The organism is Streptomyces sp. NPDC050508, from assembly GCF_040655155.1.
In the GTDB taxonomy this organism is placed as follows: Bacteria; Actinomycetota; Actinomycetes; order Streptomycetales; family Streptomycetaceae; genus Streptomyces.
On record NZ_JBFAJJ010000017.1, the window covers coordinates 101,333 to 120,969 of the forward strand.

Genomic DNA, 19,637 nt, shown 5'->3' on the forward strand with positions numbered 1-19,637 from the left:
GCGGGGCCGTGTCGATATGCGGCTCCGCCGCGTGGGCGCACGGGAGGACAATTCAGGGCACCGATTTAAGTACCCGTACTCAGGCGCCCTCCCCCGCCCAAGCCGCACGCTGGTGCCATGCTGTGGTCCGACCCCGAGAACGAACCGCCCGATGAACTGCGCCAGACGCAGCTCATGTTGCGGCGGCTCGGGGTCCTCATGGCACTCGCGATGGTGCTGGCGATGATCGTGATCGGCCTGACGTGAGCGTCCAGGATCACGCCGATACCCTGGCCGTATGACAGATCAGCCGCGCCGCCGTCTCGTGCTCGCCTCCCAGTCCCCCGCCCGCCTGGGACTGCTGCGGCAGGCGGGGCTCGACCCCGAGGTGATCGTGAGCGGGGTGGACGAGGACGCGGTCTCCGCTCCCACCCCGGCCGAACTGGCGCTGGCCCTCGCCGAGGCGAAGGCCTCCGTCGTGGCTGCCCGCCCGGAGGTGCACGGCGCGCTGGTGATCGGCTGCGACTCGGTGCTCGACCTGGACGGCGAGGCCCTCGGCAAGCCCGCCGACGCCGAGGAGGCCACCGCTCGCTGGAAGTCGATGCGCGGCCGGGCGGGCACACTCCAGACCGGCCACTGCGTCTACGACACGACGAGCGGCCGGTACGTCTCGGCCACCGCGTCCACCGTCGTCCGCTTCGGCGAGCCGACCGACGCCGAGATCGCCGCGTACGTCGCCTCGGGCGAACCCCTTTACGTCGCCGGGGCGTTCACCCTCGACGGCCGTTCGGCGCCGTTCATCGACGGCATCGACGGCGACCACGGCAACGTGATCGGCATCAGCCTGCCCCTCGTTCGGCGCCTGCTGGCCGAACTGGGCGTCGGCATCACGGAGTTGTGGACGCCCCAAGAGGGATGATCAGGAGGGGTTGGGGGCGGCCGGGGGGATGATCGGCGCCGGATCCTTGTCGAGCTGCGGCCTCTCGGGGTCCTTGGGCCCGCCCTCCGCCGGTGCCGCGTCCGAGGGGCCCTCCAGGCGGTCGTAGGTCATCAGGAGCAGGACGACGAGGCCGAGCACCACCACCATGAACACGAACGCGCCCGGGCCCACCAGGCCCCACGCGAACGCGCCCAGCAGGCCGTGCACCACGGCCACGCTGATCAGCAGGATGCGGCCGAGGCCGGCCGGGGCCCGGTCGCGCAGGGCGACGAGCAGGGCGACCAGGCCGCACAGGGCGAAGTACAGGCCGAAGACGACTCCGCCGGCCTTCGACGAGATCGACATCGCGTTCGGGTCGAGGCCTGCCAGGGACATGTCCTGGCGGTCGACGACGATCCCGAGGAACCAGTTCAGCGCCGCCACGCCGAAGGCCTCCACGAACAGGACGACCGCCACGATCCACGCCACCGGTCTGCGCACCACCGGCCCCCACCCACTTCCGACCACCGCTCGACCAAAGCTTCCGTTACCCCAAGTACGTTCGAGGCACCACGAACGCTACTAACGGGTAAACCCCGGGACAAGGGTTGTGTCGGGGGCAAAGAATCATTGGGCCATTCGTAGGGACTCCACAAAGAAACGGAGTGGGGCGCGGCACGCTCTCACAGAGACCTTGACCACATCGGAGGGCTAGGGTTTCCAGAAGGAGTCCTGCGTACCTAGGTGCGACAAGGGATTTCGCGGGTCGAGCGGGCCTCGTATCACGCTCCGTGTGGGCAAGCTCACCATTGGGGACGGGTCGATGCGCCGTGTCGGCAGTCCCTAAACTCGGCTTGTTTCAAGGAGGGAGCCTCAATCGTGCGCAAGGTGCTCATCGCCAATCGTGGCGAAATCGCTGTCCGCGTTGCCCGGGCCTGCCGGGATGCCGGGATCGCGAGCGTGGCCGTATACGCCGACCCGGACCGGGACGCTCTGCATGTCCGCGCCGCGGATGAGGCGTTCGCCCTGGGCGGTGACACACCGGCGAGCAGCTACCTGGACATCGACAAGGTCCTGAACGCGGCCCGCGAGTCCGGTGCCGACGCCATCCACCCCGGCTACGGCTTCCTGTCGGAGAACGCGGAGTTCGCGCAGGCGGTGCTCGACGCGGACCTGATCTGGATCGGTCCGCCGCCGCAGGCGATCCGCGACCTCGGTGACAAGGTCGCCGCCCGGCACATCGCCCAACGCGCCGGTGCCCCGCTGGTCGCCGGCACGCCCGACCCGGTGTCGGGCTCGGACGAGGTCGTCGCGTTCGCCGAGCAGCACGGGCTGCCCATCGCGATCAAGGCCGCCTTCGGTGGCGGCGGTCGCGGTCTGAAGGTGGCCCGCACACTCGAAGAGGTTCCCGAGCTGTACGACTCCGCGGTGCGCGAGGCGGTCGCCGCCTTCGGTCGCGGCGAGTGCTTCGTGGAGCGCTACCTGGACAAGCCGCGGCACGTGGAGACCCAGTGCCTGGCCGACTCCCACGGCAACGTGGTCGTCGTGTCGACGCGTGACTGCTCCCTCCAGCGCCGCCACCAGAAGCTCGTCGAGGAGGCGCCCGCGCCGTTCCTGTCGGAAGCCCAGGTCGCCGAGCTGTACTCGTCGTCCAAGGCCATCCTCAAGGAGGCCGGCTATGTCGGCGCCGGGACCGTCGAGTTCCTCGTCGGCCAGGACGGCACGATCTCCTTCCTTGAGGTCAACACCCGCCTCCAGGTGGAGCACCCGGTCACCGAGGAGGTCGCCGGCATCGACCTCGTACGGGAGATGTTCCGCATCGCCGACGGCGAGGAACTCGGCTACGGCGATCCCGAACTGCGTGGCCATTCCTTCGAGTTCCGCATCAACGGCGAGGACCCGGGCCGCGGCTTCCTGCCCGCGCCCGGCACCGTCACCACGTTCGCCCCGCCGTCCGGTCCGGGCGTGCGCCTGGACGCCGGTGTGGAGTCGGGCTCGGTCATCGGCCCGGCGTGGGACTCGCTCCTGGCCAAGCTGATCGTGACCGGCGCGACGCGTGAGCAGGCACTGCAGCGCGCGGCGCGTGCGCTGGAGGAGTTCCAGGTCGAGGGTATGGCCACGGCCGTCCCGTTCCACCGCGCGGTCGTCACCGACCCGGCGTTCGCCCCCGAACTCACCGGCTCCGCCGAGCCGTTCACGGTCCACACCCGCTGGATCGAGACCGAGTTCGTCAACGAGATCAAGCCCTTCGCCGCCCCCACGGACGCCGAGGCGGACGAGGACGCGGACCGCGAGACGATCGTCGTCGAGGTCGGCGGCAAGCGCCTGGAGGTCTCCCTCCCGGTCTCGCTCGGCATGTCACTGGCCCGCACCGGCCTCGCCGCCGGGGCCAAGCCGAAGCGCCGCGCGGCCAAGAAGTCCGGCCCCGTCGCCTCCGGCGACACCCTCGCCTCCCCGATGCAGGGCACGATCGTCAAGGTCGCGGTCGAGGAGGGCCAGGAGGTCAAGGAGGGCGACCTCATCGTCGTACTCGAAGCGATGAAGATGGAACAGCCGCTGAACGCGCACAAGTCCGGCACGATCAAGGGACTTGGCGCGGAGGTCGGTGCGTCCCTCACCTCCGGCGCCGCGATCTGCGAGATCAAGGACTGATCCGGCAGTACGTCCAGAGGTGCCCGGCCGACAGGAACAGCCTGTCCGCCGGGCACCTCTGTAATGTGACGGGACAGTGCCTAGGAGGGCAGGTAGGACCCATGGCCGACACAGCCAGGCCGCCGGCGGGGCTGCGTGCCGACGCCCGCCGCAACTACGAGCGGCTGCTCGCCGAGGCCCGCGTGTCCTTCGCCGCGCACGGCACGGACGCGTCCCTGGAGGACGTGGCCCGGCGTGCGGGTGTCGGTATCGGCACGCTGTACCGGCACTTCCCGAATCGGCAGGCCCTGATGAGCGCGGTGTTCGAGGACGCGGTGGGCGAACTCCTCGCGCGTTCCCGGGAGTTGCTGTCGGCGCCGCAGCCGTGTGTGGCCCTGGTGACCTGGTTGCGCGAGATGGTGACCCACGCGAGCGAGTACCGGGGGCTTTCCCGGGCGCTGATGGCGGTCGCCCATGACGGCACGTCCGCCCTCGCCCGGTGCAGCGACCCGATCCGTGAGGCGGGGGGTGCGTTGCTCTGCCGAGCGCAGGCCGCGGGTGACGTGCGCGGTGACGTCGAGATCGGCGACCTGCTGCAATTGACCCACGCGATTGCCCTCGCGGCTGAGGGCAACCCGGGAGACCCTGAACTGGCGGACAGGTTGCTGACGTTGACGTTGCGCGGGTTGAAGCCGTAGCGCTGGTTCAGTTTTCGGCTGCGGCGCCGTCGTGGCTGGTCGCGCAGTTCCCCGCGCCCCTAAAAGACATGGGCCGACCCGCGTTTTTAAGGGGCGCGGGGAACTGCGCGACCAGCCCCCACCGGCCCGCAAGCCGAAATCGAACCGATCAACGCCTGCGCAAATCCGCCACCCTAGCCGCACGCTCCCGTTCAGGAGACTCCCCGCCGAGGACACCCGCTGCCCTCAAGCCCGGTGCGCCACCCGGCACTTGACCCCGTCGCGGCGCCGGAAGGGGCACGTCCCGGCGGCGTTGCTCCCGCGCCGGGGCCTGTTCACCCCCCTGGTTTCCTGATGCGCCGGCCACGGCGATCTGCACCCCCTGGTCGGCCAGCGCCTGCAACTCCGTGGCCGCGCGGTCGTCGTGGCCCGGGGGCTCGTCGGTGACGAGGCGGGTGATGACGTCCGTGGGCACGGTCTGGAACATGGTGTCCGTGCCGAGCTTGGTGTGGTCGGCGAGGACGACGACCTCGGCGGCCGCCTGGACGAGGGCCCGGTCGACGGACGCCGACAGCATGTTGGACGTGGAGAGACCGCGCTCGGCGGTGAGCCCGCTTCCGGAGAGGAAGGCCCGGGAGACGCGCAGACCCTGGAGGGACTGCTCGGCCCCGCTGCCCACCAACGCGTAGTTGGAACCGCGCAGGGTGCCGCCGGTCATCACGACCTCCACGCGGTTGGCATGGGCCAACGCCTGGGCCACCAGAAGGGAGTTGGTGACTACGGTCAGCCCGGGTACCCGGGCGAGCCGGCGGGCCAGCTCCTGTGTGGTGGTACCCGCCCCTACCACGATGGCTTCGCCCTCTTCGACGAAGCTCGCGGCGAGATCGGCGATAGCCGTCTTCTCGGCGGTCGCGAGATGTGATTTCTGCGGAAAGCCGGACTCCCGCGTGAACCCGCCCGGCAATACCGCACCGCCGTGCCGGCGGTCGAGGAGTCCTTCTGCCTCCAGTGCGCGCACGTCCCGCCGTACGGTCACTTCGGAGGTCTGGACGACGCGGGCGAGCTCACGGAGCGATACGGCCCCATTCGCTCGCACCATTTCGAGGATCAATTGGCGACGTTCTGCAGCGAACACGAAACTGACAGTAACCCCAACGACCGTCTGCTTTCAGGTGTTTGCGCCGAATAACGGAAGTTGTTCGTACAGCAGGACGGGAAGTGGTATAGGGCCTAGTCTCGGCGCCTATGCCGTACGAATGGTCGACAACTCCCCGTGACCAGCGGGGAGTCCACTTCGACGTCAGACTTCGCCCGTCGCCTTCCGCGTGTGCAGCTGTCGGGCCACCTCGGCGATCGAGCCCGAAAGAGACGGGTAGACGGTGAAGGCGTTCGCGATCTGTTCGACCGTCAGGTTGTTGTCGACAGCGATCGAGATGGGGTGGATCAGTTCCGAGGCGCGGGGCGCCACGACCACTCCGCCGACGATGATGCCGGTGCCGGGGCGGCAGAAGATCTTGACGAAGCCGTCGCGGATGCCCTGCATCTTCGCACGCGGGTTGCGGAGCAGCGGGAGCTTCACGACGCGGGCGTCGATCTTGCCGCCGTCGACGTCGGCCTGGCTGTAGCCGACGGTCGCGATCTCGGGGTCGGTGAAGACGTTCGAGGAGACCGTCTTCAGGTTGAGCGGGGCCACCGCGTCGCCCAGGAAGTGGTACATCGCGATACGGCCCTGCATCGCGGCCACCGAGGCGAGCGCGAAGATCCCGGTCACGTCACCGGCCGCGTACACGCCGGGGGCGGTCGTACGCGAAACCTTGTCGGTCCAGATGTGGCCCGAGTCGCGCAGCCTGACGCCCGCCTCCTCCAGGCCCATGCCCGCGGAGTTCGGGATGGCGCCGACAGCCATGAGGCAGTGCGAGCCGGTGATGACACGGCCGTCGGCGAGGACGACCTCGACCTTGTCGCCGACCCGCTTGGCGGACTGGGCGCGGGAGCGGGCCATGACGTTCATGCCGCGGCGCCGGAAGACGTCCTCCAGGACGGCGGCGGCGTCCGGGTCCTCGCCGGGGAGGACGCGGTCGCGGGACGACACGAGGGTGACCTTGGAGCCGAGGGCCTGGTAGGCGCCGGCGAACTCGGCGCCCGTGACACCGGAGCCGACCACGATCAGCTCTTCGGGGAGTTCGGTGAGGTCGTAGACCTGGGTCCAGTTCAGGATGCGCTCGCCGTCCGGGCGGGCGTCGTCCAGCTCGCGGGGGTGACCGCCGGTCGCGATGAGGACGGCGTCCGCGACGAGCGTCTCCTCGGTGCCGTCGGCCGCCTTCACGATGACCTTGCGGGAACCGTCGATCGCCTGCATGCCGTCGAGCCGGCCCCGGCCGCGCATGACACGGGCGCCTGCCCGGGTCACGGACGCGGTGATGTCGTGCGACTGGGCGAGGGCGAGGCGCTTCACACGGCGGTTGACCTTGCCTAGGTCCACGCCAACCACGCGGGCCGCCTGTTCCAGCGGTGGGGTGTCGTCGGCGACGATGATGCCTAGTTCCTCGTACGACGAGTCGAAGGTGGTCATCACCTCGGCCGTCGCGATAAGGGTCTTCGACGGGACGCAGTCGGTCAGCACCGACGCCCCGCCCAGACCGTCGCAGTCGACGACGGTCACCTCCGCGCCGAGCTGCGCTGCCACCAGCGCCGCTTCATAGCCGCCGGGTCCGCCACCGATGATCACGATCCGAGTCACGTACCCCATTGTCCCGCACGCTTCAAGGTGCTTCCGCCCGGGTGCGGGTGCGGTGGGTGGTTCGCCCGTTCATCGTCGTGGGTCGGTGCCGTGTCGGGGGGTATCCGTCCTCGGAACGGCGCGGAATCGGTCACTCAAGAATGTGGCGGTGTTGACGCGCCAACCGCTGCGGGCGGACACCCCCCGACACGTCACCTTCTCGCCGTACGCGGGTGGCGGGCCGCGCGGTGCGCCGCCGTTTCGAATCCCGTGTCCCGGGCACCTCGGTGGTCCTGAGTACCGACGGTTACGGGAGTGGCGGGTGTGTCGGCTGCCGTACTCTCGAACCATGTCGCTCTACGCCGCGTACGCCGGCAATCTCGACGCGCGGCTGATGACCCGCCGCGCCCCGCACTCGCCGTTGCGCGCCACGGGCTGGCTGAACGGGTGGCGGCTGACCTTCGGCGGCGAGCACATGGGCTGGGAGGGCGCCCTCGCGACGATCGTGGAGGCCCCGCGCTCCCAGGTCTTCGTCGCGCTGTACGAGATCGCCCCGCCCGACGAGGAGTCCATGGACCGCTGGGAGGGCGTCGGCCTCGACGTCTACCGCCGCATGCGGGTCCGGGTGCACACCCTGGAGGGCGAGGAACCCGCCTGGGTGTACGTCCTCAACGGCTATGAGGGAGGGCTCCCGTCCGCCCGTTATCTCGGCGAACTCGCCGATGCCGCCGAGTCGGCCGGGGCGCCGCACGACTATGTGATGGAGCTGCGGAAGCGGCCCTGCTGAGCGCTTCCCACACATAACGCCCGTCACAGCTCTCGTTGGAAACGACAAGACAACGATCGCCATCCCGTGCGCTCTGTCATCTACGCGCGTAGGCCCAGACCAGCTACGCTCATCCGCGTGAACGCATCTCTTCTTCCGGACGACATCCAGGGCGACCCCCATGCCGCCGCTGACGCCGCCGCCACGCGCCTGCGCGAACTGACGGGCGCCGAGACCCACGACGTCGCTCTTGTGATGGGCTCCGGCTGGGGACCGGCCGTCGACGCCCTCGGCGTACCCGAGGCCGACTTCCCCGTCACCGAGCTGCCCGGTTTCCCGCCGCCGGCCGTCGAGGGCCACGGCGGTCGCATCCGCTCGTACGGGATCGGTGACAAGCGCGCGCTGGTCTTCCTCGGGCGTACCCACTACTACGAGGGCCGTGGTGTCGCCGCCGTCGCGCACGGTGTGCGTACCGCCGTCGCCGCCGGCTGCAAGACCATCGTGCTGACCAACGGCTGCGGTGGGCTCCGCGAGGGCATGCGGCCCGGCCAGCCTGTGCTGATCAGCGACCACATCAACCTCACCGCCACGTCCCCCATCATCGGCGCCAACTTCGTCGACCTGACGGACCTGTACTCCCCGCGGCTGCGCGCCCTGTGCAAGGACATCGACCCGGCTCTGGAGGAGGGCGTCTACGCCCAGTTCCCCGGGCCGCACTACGAGACTCCGGCCGAGATCCGCATGGCCCGGGTGATCGGCGCGGACCTGGTGGGCATGTCTACGGTGCTGGAGGCCATCGCCGCGCGCGAGGCGGGTGCGGAGGTGCTGGGTATCTCCCTGGTGACGAACCTCGCCGCGGGGATGACCGGTGAGCCCCTGAACCACGAGGAGGTTCTTCAGGCCGGCCGGGATTCCGCCACGCAGATGGGGTCACTGTTGGCCCAGGTGCTCGGCCGGTTGTAGGCACCGCCCCCCAGGGGGCTCCCGCCCCCTGGAACCCCCGGATGTTTCCCACCCACCCACCCGTTCACCGTCCGCCAGGAACCTGGCGTACCACCCCCACGAGAGGTTGACCCGACGTGCACGACGACGATCTCATCGCGCGGGCCAGGACCTGGCTCGCCGAGGACCCCGACGCGGACACCCGTGAGGAGCTGGGCAAGCTCATCGAAGCCGGGGACGTCGCCGAGCTCACCGAGCGCTTCAGCGGCACCCTCCAGTTCGGCACCGCCGGCCTGCGGGGCGAACTGGGCGCCGGGCCCATGCGGATGAACCGCGCGGTCGTCATCCGGGCCGCCGCCGGACTCGCCGCGTACCTGAAGACGAACGGGCACACCGACGGAACCGGAACCGTCGTCATCGGCTACGACGCCCGCCACAAGTCCGCCGACTTCGCCCGCGACACCGCCGCCGTGATGGTCGGCGCGGGGCTGAAGGCCGCCGTACTGCCTCGCCCCCTCCCCACCCCCGTACTCGCCTTCGCCATAAGGCACTTGGGCGCGGTCGCCGGCGTGGAGGTCACCGCCAGCCACAACCCGCCCCGGGACAACGGCTACAAGGTCTACCTCGGCGACGGCTCCCAGATCGTGCCCCCGGCCGACGCGGAGATCGCCGCCGAGATCGAGGCGGTCGGCTCGCTGCATGACGTCCCTCGCCCGACGGACGGCTGGGAAACCCTCGACGACAGCGTCCTCGACGCCTACCTCGCCCGTACCGACGCCGTCCTCGCCCCGGACTCCCCCCGCACCGCCCGCACCGTCTACACGGCGATGCACGGCGTCGGCAAGGACGTGCTGCTGGCCGCGTTCGCCCGCGCCGGGTTCCCCGAGCCGGTGCTCGTCGCCGAACAGGCCGAGCCCGACCCGGACTTCCCGACCGTCGCGTTCCCCAACCCGGAGGAGCCCGGCGCGATGGACCTCGCCTTCGCGCAGGCCCGCGCCACCGACCCGGACCTGATCATCGCCAACGACCCCGACGCCGACCGCTGCGCCGCGGCCGTGAAAGCAGATGGGGACTGGCGCATGCTCCGCGGCGACGAGGTCGGCTCCCTGCTCGCCGCGCACCTCGTGCGACGCGGCGCCCAGGGCACGTTCGCCGAGTCGATCGTCTCCTCGTCCCTCCTCGGCCGTATCGCCGAGAAGGCGGGTCTGCCCTACGAGGAGACCCTCACCGGTTTCAAGTGGATCGCCCGGGTGGAGGGCCTTCGCTACGGCTATGAGGAAGCCCTCGGTTACTGCGTGGACCCGGACGGTGTGCGCGACAAGGACGGCATCACCGCGGCACTTCTGATCACCGAGTTGGCTTCCGAGTTGAAGGCCGAAGGGCGCGATCTGCTCGATCTCCTCGACGATCTCGCCGTAGAACACGGTCTGCACGCCACCGATCAACTCTCCGTGCGCGTCGAGGACTTGACCGTCATCGCGGACGCCATGCGGCGGTTGCGCGAGCAGCCCCCGACCTCGCTCGCGGGACTGGCCGTCACCAAGGCCGAGGATCTGACCGAGGGGACCGACAGGCTGCCGCCCACGGACGGGCTGCGCTACACGCTCGACGGTGCCCGCGTCATCGTCCGGCCCAGCGGCACCGAGCCCAAACTGAAGTGCTACCTGGAGGTCGTGGTGCCTGTGGCCACGCATGCCGGCCTCCCGGCTGCCCGGGCCCAGGCCGCCGAGACCCTCGCGACGATCAAGCGGGACCTGTCGGCGGCGGCCGGTATCTGAGCGACTCCCTGTGGGGTGACGGTCGTGGTGGGGGGCCGCGTACTGGGCCCCTGTGGCCTACAGCCACCCCTGGCCGGCGGCCATTGCTGCCACCCACACGGTCGCGAGCAGGGTGGCGAGGGGCCACAAGGGGCGCCCTCGGTCGCGTTCGCTGCTGTCGCCGGTGGGGCGCAGGGCGGGGTCGGCGTGCAGGGCGGTGAGTTCGGCGGCCAGGGCGTCGTACGGGTGGGTCAGTCCGAACCGGCGCTGCAGCCAGGGCCAGCGCGGCGCCCCGACCGACCAGGCACCGTCCCCGCGCCAGCGGAGCTTCAGCTCGAAGGCATCCCGGCGGGCGGAGCGGAGGTCGTCCCAGGGGACGTGTGTCGGACGGCGCAGGCCGTTCAGCCACAGTCCGGTGCGGTCGGCCGTGATCCGCCAGCGGAGCTTCTCGGCGAGGACGACCGCACCGCCCACACCTCCGAGGAACACGACGACCAACTGCCAGGCGGACAGATCCCCCGCGATCCAGTAGATCCAGAGCCCCCACTGCGCTGCCAGCACGGAGGACAGCCAGTCGACCCCGCCGGCCCGCCATTGCCGTACCGGCTCCGGTGTCTGGGCCTGTGCCGTCGCGCGGGCCGCCTCGACGAGATCCAGGTGCTGCTCCTCGCGCGCCGCCGCACGGGCCGCCGTCCGCTCGTCCGCCGCGATCCGGCGCCGTGCTGCGCCTTCCGCCAGGGGGCGGACGGGTCCCGTCGACCACTCCACTACGGGCGGCTCACCGGGCTTCTCGGCGGCGCTGACGAGCAGCACCTCGGCGCCGTCGTAGGGCACGCCGTACAGGACGGCCTCCCGCAGCGGGCCGCGCTCGCCGTCGTCCTCCAGCCCGTCGAGGAGCTCGGCGAGTTCCGCCTCGCCGTCATCGTCGTCAGCGTCCGTTGTGTTGTCGTCGGACAGGTCCGACACGGGGACCGTGAACAGGGGGCGGAGTGCCGTCGTGTCGTCCGCCGCGAAGACCACGGCGTCGCTGTGCCAGTCCTTGTTCACGAGTACGCGCAGGACAGGGGCGGGCGCCCGGCGCAGTGCGAGAGCCCGCCGGCGGCCGAGGATCCCGGAGAGCAGCAGGGTGAGCCCGAGCCCGGCCACGAACAGGCCGCTCGCAGCCGCCCCCTGGCGGTCGCTCGCCCAGCGCCACAGACCGGAGGTGGCGAGCAGCGCGAGGCCGGGCACGCACACGACGACCCCGAACCCGATGAGGAACCGGCCCCGCCGCACCCGTTCGTCCGCGTCCGGCAGTACGGCCGTGCCCCCGTCGGCCGCCGCCAGGGCACTGTTCCGCTGCCGGGCACGCGCGCGTGTCCGGAACTCGGTGGCCGTCACGGAGACGACGAGCAGCAGGGCCGCCCACACCACCACCGGCCACGAGAGCGCGGTCACCCGCGCCTCCATCGCCACCGCTACCGCCGCGATCAGGGCCGGGGCGGAGAACCGTACGACCTCGGGCCGCCACAGCCCCCAGACGGCCTGCAGTGGCAGCAGCGCGATCAGATACGGGGGCAGGTCCGTCAGGGTCAGCAGGCAGAAGGCGGCGATCGCGGCACCCATGACCGCCTGTTCGACGGACCACTTCCGCGGCCGGACCGGCACCCACCACGGCACCGACGCCCCGGCCCACGCGCGCGTGTGCTCCTCGTTCCAGGCCGCGGATCCGTCGGGTATCGCGGAGACGGGCAGCCGCGGTGGCTTGCGAAGGCTCGTACGCATGGATCGACTTCCCGGAGACTCTGACCACGGGTGTGGTGACGGGCCTCGGCTCCGCCTCCGGGTGGGGGACCGCCGTCGCGGCCGAGATCGGGCCGGATCATGACCCAGAAAGCTGTGAGAGCGGGGGATGCGCGGGTGTCGCTCCGGTCAGCCCGTCGCCAGCAGGATCGCCAGGAGTACGGCACCGGCGAGCGCGGGCGCGATCACCTCGTACGCCCAGCGGACCGTGACCTCGCCCTGCGCCGACTCCGCCTGCTCCCGGGCCTCCAGCAGCTCGCGCAGCTCGGTCATGATCTGGTCGGACTCCGCACGCGTGGAACCGCCCGCTCCGGAGCCGCCCCGCAGCCCGGCACCGCCACCCATGCCCCCGCCGGAACCACCGGAACCGCCGAAGCCGCCGAGCCCGCCGCCCACGCCTCCGAAGCCGAAGCCTCCGGCCTTGCCGCCCCGGCCGCCCTTGCCGCCGCCCGCCGCCTCCGCCGCGGCCCGTGCCTCGCGCCGCGCCGCCTTCTTGCGGCCGCGGAGCGAGACCGGGATCGCCCACAGCTGGAACTTGGCGCCGGACTTGGCGACGACCTCGTTCGAGAGCCCGGACCGCAGCGAGGCGACCTCGCCCCACGGCAGCACGACGAGCCGGAAGGGGTTGCGGACGCGCAGCCGGTCCTCGTTGGCGTACACCGCCGGGCGGAGCGTGAAGGCCACCACCGTCGGCACCGCGAAAATCATTCCCGCGAGCGCCAGCCACGGGGCGCGGCCGTGTCCCGACACGAGCGCGTCGATACCGAGCCAGCAGGCGATGGCGAGCAGCAGGACGCCACCGACGATGCCCATGGGTGACCGGTAGATCCTGTCCTTGGACTCGGGCACCGGGGGCTGTGGAGCGGGTGACTCGTGCTGCGGGGTCGTCATGGTGCCGATTGTGCCTCAGGGGTGCGGCTGCTCGCCGTCGGGGTGATGTGCGTTTGCGACTGCGGGTGCGCTGTGGCTGGTCGCGCAGTTCCCCGCGCCCCTTGGGTGGGACCACTTGCCCGGGGTGTACAGCTGCTACGCGCGTAGATATGCTCGTCTGGTGACCATGCCCACCACTGCACCCACAGCACACGCTCTCGGCGACGTCACCGCGTCCGACAGCACGCTGCGCCGCTTCCTCCACGGGCTGCCCGGCGTCGACGCGGTCGGCCTGGAGGCGCGTGCCGCCTCGCTCGGGACCCGTTCCATCAAGACCACCGCGAAGGCGTACGCCATCGACCTCGCCATCTCGATGGTCGACCTGACGACGCTGGAAGGCGCGGACACCCCCGGCAAGGTCCGGGCGCTCGGCGCCAAGGCGGTCCGCCCCGACCCGACCGACCGCACCAGCCCCTCGACCGCGGCCGTCTGCGTCTATCCCGACATGGTGGCCACCGCCAAAGAGGCCGTCGCCGGTTCCTCCGTGAAGGTCGCCTCCGTCGCCACCGCCTTCCCGGCCGGCCGCGCCGCGCTCGACGTGAAGCTGGCCGACGTGCGCGACGCGGTCGCCGCGGGCGCCGACGAGATCGACATGGTCATCGACCGCGGGGCGTTCCTCGCGGGCAAGTACATGAAGGTCTACGACGAGATCGTCGCCGTGAAGGAGGCCTCGGGCGCCGCCCGTCTGAAGGTCATCTTCGAGACGGGCGAGCTGTCGACGTACGACAACATCCGCCGTGCCTCCTGGCTCGGCATGCTCGCCGGCGCGGACTTCATCAAGACGTCGACGGGCAAGGTCGCCGTCAACGCCACACCCGCGAACACCCTGTTGATGCTGGAGGCGGTCCGCGACTTCCGCGCCCAGACCGGCATCCAGGTCGGCGTGAAGCCCGCGGGCGGTATCCGTACCTCCAAGGACGCCGTCAAGTTCCTGGTCATCGTCAACGAGACGGCGGGCGAGGACTGGCTGGACAACCACTGGTTCCGCTTCGGCGCGTCCTCGCTCCTGAACGACCTGCTGATGCAGCGTCAGAAGCTGGCCACCGGCCGCTACTCCGGCCCCGACTACGTGACGGTGGACTGATCCATCATGGCTACTTTTGAATACGCACCGGCGCCCGAGTCCCGCTCCGTCGTCGACATCGCGCCCTCCTACGGCCTGTTCATCGACGGCGAGTTCACCGAGGCGGCCGACGGCAAGGTCTTCAAGACCGTCTCCCCCTCCACCGAAGAAGTCCTCTCCGAGATCGCCCAGGCGGGCGAGGCGGACGTCGACCGCGCGGTGAAGGCCGCCCGCAAGGCCTTCGAGAAGTGGTCGGCACTGCCCGGCTCCGAGCGCGCCAAGTACCTGTTCCGCATCGCCCGGATCATCCAGGAGCGCAGCCGCGAACTGGCCGTCCTGGAAACCCTGGACAACGGCAAGCCCATCAAGGAGACCCGCGACGCGGACCTCCCCCTGGTCGCCGCGCACTTCTTCTACTACGCGGGCTGGGCCGACAAGTTGGACCACGCCGGCTTCGGATCGAACCCGCAGCCGCTGGGCGTCGCGGGCCAGGTCATCCCCTGGAACTTCCCGCTCCTGATGCTGGCCTGGAAGATCGCCCCGGCGCTGGCCACCGGCAACACGGTCGTCCTGAAGCCGGCAGAGACGACCCCCCTCTCGGCCCTCTTCTTCGCGGACATCTGCCGCCAGGCCGGCCTCCCCAAGGGGGTCGTCAACATCCTTACGGGATACGGCGATTCGGGCGCCGCGCTCGTCGCCCACCCGGACGTGAACAAGGTCGCCTTCACCGGCTCCACGGCGGTCGGCAAGGAGATCGCGAGGACCGTCGCGGGCTCTCGCAAGAAGGTCACCCTCGAACTCGGCGGCAAGGGCGCGAACATCGTCTTCGACGACGCCCCCATCGACCAGGCCGTGGAGGGGATCGTCACCGGCATCTTCTTCAACCAGGGCCAGGTCTGCTGCGCGGGCTCCCGTCTCCTCGTACAGGAGTCGATCCAGGACGAGTTGATGGACTCGCTCAAGCGGCGGCTGTCCACGCTCCGCCTCGGTGACCCGCTCGACAAGAACACCGACATCGGCGCGATCAACTCCGCCGAGCAGCTCGCGCGGATCACCACACTCGTGGAACAGGGCGAGGCGGAAGGCGCCGAGCGCTGGTCCCCGGCCTGTGAACTCCCGTCCTCCGGCTACTGGTTCGCCCCGACGCTCTTCACGAACGTCACCCAGGCGCACACGATCGCCCGCGACGAGATCTTCGGCCCGGTGCTGTCCGTGCTGACCTTCCGTACGCCCGAGGAGGCGGTCGCGAAGGCCAACAACACGCAGTACGGCCTCTCGGCGGGCATCTGGACCGAGAAGGGCTCCCGCATCCTCGCGGTCGCGAGCAAGCTGCGCGCGGGTGTCATCTGGTCCAACACGTTCAACAAGTTCGACCCGACCTCGCCGTTCGGCGGCTACAAGGAGTCGGGCTTCGGCCGCGAGGGCGGTCGCCACGGCCTGGAGGCGTACCTCGATGTCTGACACACGACTGTCCGTCTTCAAGACCTACAAGCTGTACGTCGGCGGGAAGTTCCCGCGTTCCGAGAGCGGCCGGGTGTACGAGGTGACCGACTCAAAGGGCAAGTGGCTCGCGAACGCGCCCCTTTCCTCCCGCAAGGACGCCCGCGACGCGGTCGTAGCGGCGCGCAAGGCGTTCGGCGGCTGGTCCGGCGCGACGGCGTACAACCGCGGTCAAATCCTCTACCGCATCGCCGAGATGCTGGAGGGCCGCAAGGACCAGTTCGCGCGTGAAGTCGCGGACGCGGAGGGCCTGTCGAAGTCCAAGGCCGCCGCTGTCGTCGACGCGGCGATCGACCGCTGGGTCTGGTACGCGGGCTGGACCGACAAGATCGCGCAGGTGGTCGGCGGCGGCAACCCGGTAGCGGGCCCGTACTTCAACCTCTCCTCCCCCGAGCCGACGGGAGTAGTCACCGTCCTGGCACCCCAGGAATCCTCCTTCCTGGGCCTGATCTCGGTCGTCGCCCCGGTGATCGCGACCGGCAACACGGTGATCGTCATCGCGAGCGAGAACTCCCCGCTCCCCGCACTGTCGTTGGGCGAGGTCCTGGCCACCTCCGACCTGCCCGGCGGTGTCGTCAACGTCCTCTCCGGCAAGACGGCGGAGATCGCCGCACCCCTGGCCGCACACCAGGACGTCAACGCGATCGACTTGGCCGGCGCCGACGACGTACTGGCGAAGGACTTGGAGATCGCAGCGGCCGACAACCTCAAGCGAGTCCTCCGTCCACAGCCTGTGGATTACACGGAGACCCCGGGCATCGACCGCCTGACAGCCTTCCTGGAGACGAAGACGGTCTGGCACCCCACGGGTTCACTGGGAGCAGGCGGCTCCTCGTACTAGGCAGGCCGAAGGCCACCGCCCAGGGGCGCGGGGAACTGCGCGACCAGCCACGACGGACTCGCACCCGGCAACGAGTCCGCAGTTCCCCGACCGACCCCGCAGCTCAACCCCCGAGCAGCCCCGTCACCTGCCCCACCACCGGCATGCTCCCGATCGACTGAGCCTCAGCCACCGGCCCCGTCAACGCCTGCGAAGCCAGCGGCTGAAAGTCGGCGAGCTGGGTCGCAACCCCGTTGTCGAGGGGATCAACACCCGTCCCCGCGAGCGGATTCGGCTTGAGACCGGCGACCGGCCCGGTGACGTAGCCGACGGTGCCGGTCATCGCCTGGAGGCCCGCCGCGGGGTCGATCTTGCCCAGAGACGTGGGCCGCGTCCGCATCACGTCCACCACAGGCGCGGTGTCCGCGGCGGCCGACGCCGCCCCCGCACCGAGGGCGACTCCGGCGGTCGCGAGGGCGACCAGGGCCCGCTGGGCGGTCGGGTGCTGGGGGGACGTGTGTCGTGCCATTGCTGGTGCCACCTTCTGGTGCGCAGGGTAATCAGGTCAGCACGAAGGGTAGTTGACGTGTGATGCGCGTTCCACTGACGACCCGCGGGGTCGGCAGGACGTACGGAATACGTCAAACTGGTGTCCCGTGAGCATCCTTTCCCCGTCACCGGCCCGTGTCGTGCTGCTGTGCGGCCCCTCGGGTTCCGGCAAGTCCCTCGTCTCCGCCCGGTCCGGTCTGCCCGTGCTGCGGCTCGACGACTTCTACAAAGAGGGCGACGACCCGACGCTGCCGCAGGTGGCGGGGAGTTCGGACATCGACTGGGACCACCCCGACTCCTGGGACGCGGACGTCGCGGTCACCGCGATCGTCGAGCTGTGCCGCACGGGCCGTACGGACGTGCCGGTCTACGACATCTCGCTCAGCGCCCGTACGGGCACGGAGGCGGTCGATGTGGGCCGGACCCCGTTGTTCATAGCGGAGGGCATCTTCGCCGCCGAGGTCATCACCCGCTGCCAGGAACTGGGGGTCCTCGCGGACGCGCTGTGCCTGAGCCGGGGTCCGATGCGCACCTTCCGGCGCCGGTTCCTGCGGGATCTCAGGGAGGGCCGCAAGTCCGTACGGTTCCTGCTGCGGCGCGGCTGGCGGCTGATGAGGCTGGAGCGGTCGATCGTGGCCCGGCAGACCGGACTCGGCGCGTACGCCTGCGACAAGGACGAGGCGCTGGGCCGGCTCGCCGCGGCGGCGGTGGGCCGGCGCCCGGCACGGACGACTCCGGCGCCCTCCGCGCCGTAGAACCAAAAAAAGCGGGACTGGACGGACCCCCCGGCCCTCCAGTCCCGCTCTCCCCGTTCCCCCGTGGTACTTCCCCCGTGTTTCCCCCCATGGTCCCCGTGACCCCGTCGGCGCCCCCCGGCACCGATCCCCCGTGGCCCCCCGGACCTCCCCCGTTACTTACTCCCCCCAACCCTCAGGCGACAAGCTCCCCGAAGGCGTCCTCCTCGTCACGGCCGAAGCTGAGGACCTCGTCCTCACGCATGCGGCGGAGCGACCGCCAGATGCTGGACTTCACCGTGCCGACACTGATGTCGAGGATCTCCGCGATCTCCGGGTCCGTGCGGCCCTCGTAGTAGCGGAGGACCAGCATGGTGCGCTGGAGTTCGGGCAGCCGGGCCAGCGCCTGCCACAGGACCGCGCGCAGTTCCGTGCCGCGCATCGCGTCCGTGTCGCCGGGCGTCTCCGGCAGTTCCTCGGTCGGGTACTCGTTCAGCTTGCGGCGGCGCCACGCGCTGATGTGCAGGTTCGTCATGGTGCGGCGGAGATAGCCCCCGACCGCGGCCTTGTCGCTGATCCGGTCCCACGCCTTGTACGTCGAGAACAGCGCGCTCTGCAGCAGGTCCTCGGCCTCGAAGCGGTCGCCGGTCAGGTGGTAGGCGGTTGCGTACAGGGAGGCGCGGCGCTCCTGGACGTAGGCGGTGAACTCCGCCTCCGACAGCGAACGACGCTCCCCCGTCTCCTCCCCGTACGCGCTTCCCCCGTGCGCTTCCCCCGTGTGCGCGTCAACCACCGTCATGTAACCGGTGTGCTGACGCCCGGCACCGCGAACGCACCCCCGCCCGCTCACGGCACCGGACTTCTCGGAACCCCGGGTGACGTCGTGCAGACGCGTGATGACTGCGTTGTTGCTGGTGCTGTGCAGCGTGTTCATCTCGCGCCCCCCGTAGTGGACTTGCCCGGTGTTCGGATGTTCCGGCTCGGTTCCTTCGTGGTTCCTTGCCTGTGCCGAAAATCCTGCCGGGGCCACTTCATGGACGTGTCCCCCGACTGTCACAGACCTGTCACAGGGGTAGGTCTCTGCGGCCCTCCTCAGAAAACGGACAGTCCGGTCACAGAAAGGAGCGCTACGGGTGCTTACACGTACAGGTGTCGAAACCGCACCCCGCCATGGGCCAGAATGAGCCCCGTGCCTTCCCTGTTGCTGATCGAGGACGACGACGCCATCCGGACGGCCCTGGAGCTCTCGCTGACGCGCCAGGGACACCGGGTTGCCACCGCTGCCAGTGGCGAGGACGGTCTGAAGCTGTTGCGTGAGCAGCGGCCGGACCTGATCGTGCTGGATGTGATGCTGCCCGGCATCGACGGTTTCGAGGTGTGCCGTCGTATCCGGCGCACGGACCAGCTGCCGATCATTCTGCTGACCGCGCGCAGCGACGACATCGACATCGTCGTCGGGCTGGAGTCCGGCGCCGACGACTACGTGGTCAAACCCGTGCAGGGGCGGGTGCTGGACGCCCGTATCCGGGCCGTGCTCCGGCGCGGGGAGCGAGAAGCCAACGACGCGGCGTCGTTCGGTTCCCTCGTCATCGACCGGGCCGCGATGACCGTCACGAAGAACGGCGAGGACCTGCAGCTCACGCCCACCGAGCTGCGGCTGCTCCTGGAGCTGAGCCGGCGGCCCGGACAGGCCCTGTCCCGGCAGCAGTTGCTGCGTCTGGTGTGGGAGCACGACTACCTCGGTGACTCGCGTCTGGTGGACGCGTGTGTGCAGCGGTTGCGCGCCAAGGTCGAGGACGTGCCGTCGTCCCCGACCCTCATCCGCACCGTGCGCGGGGTCGGTTACCGCCTGGACTCGCCTCAGTGACC

19 protein-coding genes are annotated in these 19,637 nt (G+C 70.4%); 12 read left to right on the forward strand and 7 right to left on the reverse strand.

Annotation, left to right across the window (positions count from 1 at the left end; genetic code table 11):
• Window positions 1-117 precede the first annotated feature (117 nt).
• On the forward strand, window positions 118-246 hold the full coding sequence (locus tag AB0I69_RS37675) for a hypothetical protein (RefSeq protein WP_363100248.1): 129 nt from the start codon (window positions 118-120) through the stop codon (window positions 244-246).
• Window positions 247-277: 31 nt separating this feature from the next.
• Window positions 278-898, forward strand: a complete 621-nt coding sequence (locus AB0I69_RS37680) for a nucleoside triphosphate pyrophosphatase (RefSeq protein ID WP_363100249.1) — start codon at window positions 278-280, stop codon at window positions 896-898.
• On the opposite strand, the gene AB0I69_RS37685 is transcribed toward AB0I69_RS37680, so the two are convergent.
• Window positions 899-1,402, reverse strand: coding sequence for a hypothetical protein (locus AB0I69_RS37685; protein WP_363100250.1), 504 nt, complete (start codon window positions 1,400-1,402; stop codon window positions 899-901).
• A gap of 375 nt (window positions 1,403-1,777) precedes the next feature.
• Here AB0I69_RS37685 and AB0I69_RS37690 point away from each other — a divergent pair, with 375 nt between their 5' ends.
• Together AB0I69_RS37690 and AB0I69_RS37695 are read left to right on the forward strand one after the other, a co-directional pair.
• Complete coding sequence (locus AB0I69_RS37690) at window positions 1,778-3,550, forward strand: biotin carboxylase N-terminal domain-containing protein (RefSeq protein WP_363100251.1); 1,773 nt, start codon at window positions 1,778-1,780, stop codon at window positions 3,548-3,550.
• A 101-nt stretch (window positions 3,551-3,651) separates the two neighbouring features.
• On the forward strand, window positions 3,652-4,227 hold the full coding sequence (locus AB0I69_RS37695) for a helix-turn-helix domain-containing protein (protein ID WP_363100252.1): 576 nt from the start codon (window positions 3,652-3,654) through the stop codon (window positions 4,225-4,227).
• A 148-nt stretch (window positions 4,228-4,375) separates the two neighbouring features.
• On the opposite strand, the gene AB0I69_RS37700 is transcribed toward AB0I69_RS37695, so the two are convergent.
• Both AB0I69_RS37700 and AB0I69_RS37705 read right to left on the reverse strand, forming a co-directional pair.
• The gene (locus AB0I69_RS37700) at window positions 4,376-5,341 is read right to left on the reverse strand and encodes a DeoR/GlpR family DNA-binding transcription regulator (protein WP_363100253.1); all 966 of its coding nucleotides are present in this window, start codon (window positions 5,339-5,341) and stop codon (window positions 4,376-4,378) included.
• Between the two features lie 165 nt (window positions 5,342-5,506).
• Complete coding sequence (locus AB0I69_RS37705) at window positions 5,507-6,955, reverse strand: NAD(P)H-quinone dehydrogenase (RefSeq protein WP_262056026.1); 1,449 nt, start codon at window positions 6,953-6,955, stop codon at window positions 5,507-5,509.
• A 319-nt stretch (window positions 6,956-7,274) separates the two neighbouring features.
• On the opposite strand from AB0I69_RS37705, the gene AB0I69_RS37710 reads away from it, so the two are divergent.
• The 3 genes from AB0I69_RS37710 (at window position 7,275) to AB0I69_RS37720 (ending at window position 10,411) form a co-directional block, all read left to right on the forward strand.
• The gene (locus tag AB0I69_RS37710) at window positions 7,275-7,712 is read left to right on the forward strand and encodes a gamma-glutamylcyclotransferase (RefSeq protein ID WP_363100254.1); all 438 of its coding nucleotides are present in this window, start codon (window positions 7,275-7,277) and stop codon (window positions 7,710-7,712) included.
• A 117-nt stretch (window positions 7,713-7,829) separates the two neighbouring features.
• The gene (locus AB0I69_RS37715) at window positions 7,830-8,654 is read left to right on the forward strand and encodes a purine-nucleoside phosphorylase (protein ID WP_363100255.1); all 825 of its coding nucleotides are present in this window, start codon (window positions 7,830-7,832) and stop codon (window positions 8,652-8,654) included.
• Window positions 8,655-8,770: 116 nt separating this feature from the next.
• Window positions 8,771-10,411, forward strand: a complete 1,641-nt coding sequence (locus AB0I69_RS37720; RefSeq protein ID WP_363100256.1) for a phospho-sugar mutase — start codon at window positions 8,771-8,773, stop codon at window positions 10,409-10,411.
• Window positions 10,412-10,468: 57 nt separating this feature from the next.
• Here the strand turns inward: AB0I69_RS37720 and AB0I69_RS37725 are convergent, their stop codons facing one another.
• Complete coding sequence (locus AB0I69_RS37725; RefSeq protein ID WP_363100257.1) at window positions 10,469-12,154, reverse strand: hypothetical protein; 1,686 nt, start codon at window positions 12,152-12,154, stop codon at window positions 10,469-10,471.
• A 147-nt stretch (window positions 12,155-12,301) separates the two neighbouring features.
• Window positions 12,302-13,063, reverse strand: a complete 762-nt coding sequence (locus AB0I69_RS37730; RefSeq protein WP_363100258.1) for a PH domain-containing protein — start codon at window positions 13,061-13,063, stop codon at window positions 12,302-12,304.
• A 166-nt stretch (window positions 13,064-13,229) separates the two neighbouring features.
• On the opposite strand from AB0I69_RS37730, the gene deoC reads away from it, so the two are divergent.
• Genes deoC through AB0I69_RS37745 form a run of 3 tightly spaced genes read left to right on the forward strand, consistent with a single transcriptional unit; the run spans window position 13,230 to window position 16,506 of the window.
• The gene (gene deoC, locus AB0I69_RS37735; protein WP_363100355.1) at window positions 13,230-14,186 is read left to right on the forward strand and encodes a deoxyribose-phosphate aldolase; all 957 of its coding nucleotides are present in this window, start codon (window positions 13,230-13,232) and stop codon (window positions 14,184-14,186) included.
• Between the two features lie 3 nt (window positions 14,187-14,189).
• Entirely contained in the window at window positions 14,190-15,626 is a 1,437-nt protein-coding gene (locus tag AB0I69_RS37740) for an aldehyde dehydrogenase family protein (protein WP_363100356.1), read from the forward strand.
• Window positions 15,619-16,506, forward strand: a complete 888-nt coding sequence (locus AB0I69_RS37745; protein WP_363100259.1) for an aldehyde dehydrogenase family protein — start codon at window positions 15,619-15,621, stop codon at window positions 16,504-16,506. The genes AB0I69_RS37740 and AB0I69_RS37745 overlap by 8 nt, the downstream gene beginning before the upstream one ends.
• Window positions 16,507-16,609: 103 nt before the next feature.
• Here the strand turns inward: AB0I69_RS37745 and AB0I69_RS37750 are convergent, their stop codons facing one another.
• On the reverse strand, window positions 16,610-17,014 hold the full coding sequence (locus AB0I69_RS37750) for a hypothetical protein (RefSeq protein ID WP_363100260.1): 405 nt from the start codon (window positions 17,012-17,014) through the stop codon (window positions 16,610-16,612).
• A 127-nt stretch (window positions 17,015-17,141) separates the two neighbouring features.
• On the opposite strand from AB0I69_RS37750, the gene AB0I69_RS37755 reads away from it, so the two are divergent.
• Entirely contained in the window at window positions 17,142-17,789 is a 648-nt protein-coding gene (locus tag AB0I69_RS37755) for a uridine kinase (protein WP_363100261.1), read from the forward strand.
• 175 nt (window positions 17,790-17,964) lie between these two features.
• On the opposite strand, the gene AB0I69_RS37760 is transcribed toward AB0I69_RS37755, so the two are convergent.
• Window positions 17,965-18,702: a SigE family RNA polymerase sigma factor gene (locus tag AB0I69_RS37760; protein ID WP_363100262.1), complete on the reverse strand. Its 738-nt coding sequence runs from the start codon at window positions 18,700-18,702 to the stop codon at window positions 17,965-17,967.
• A 255-nt stretch (window positions 18,703-18,957) separates the two neighbouring features.
• On the opposite strand from AB0I69_RS37760, the gene afsQ1 reads away from it, so the two are divergent.
• Window positions 18,958-19,635: a two-component system response regulator AfsQ1 gene (gene afsQ1 / locus AB0I69_RS37765; RefSeq protein WP_019066936.1), complete on the forward strand. Its 678-nt coding sequence runs from the start codon at window positions 18,958-18,960 to the stop codon at window positions 19,633-19,635.
• The last annotated feature ends 2 nt before the right edge of the window (window positions 19,636-19,637 follow it).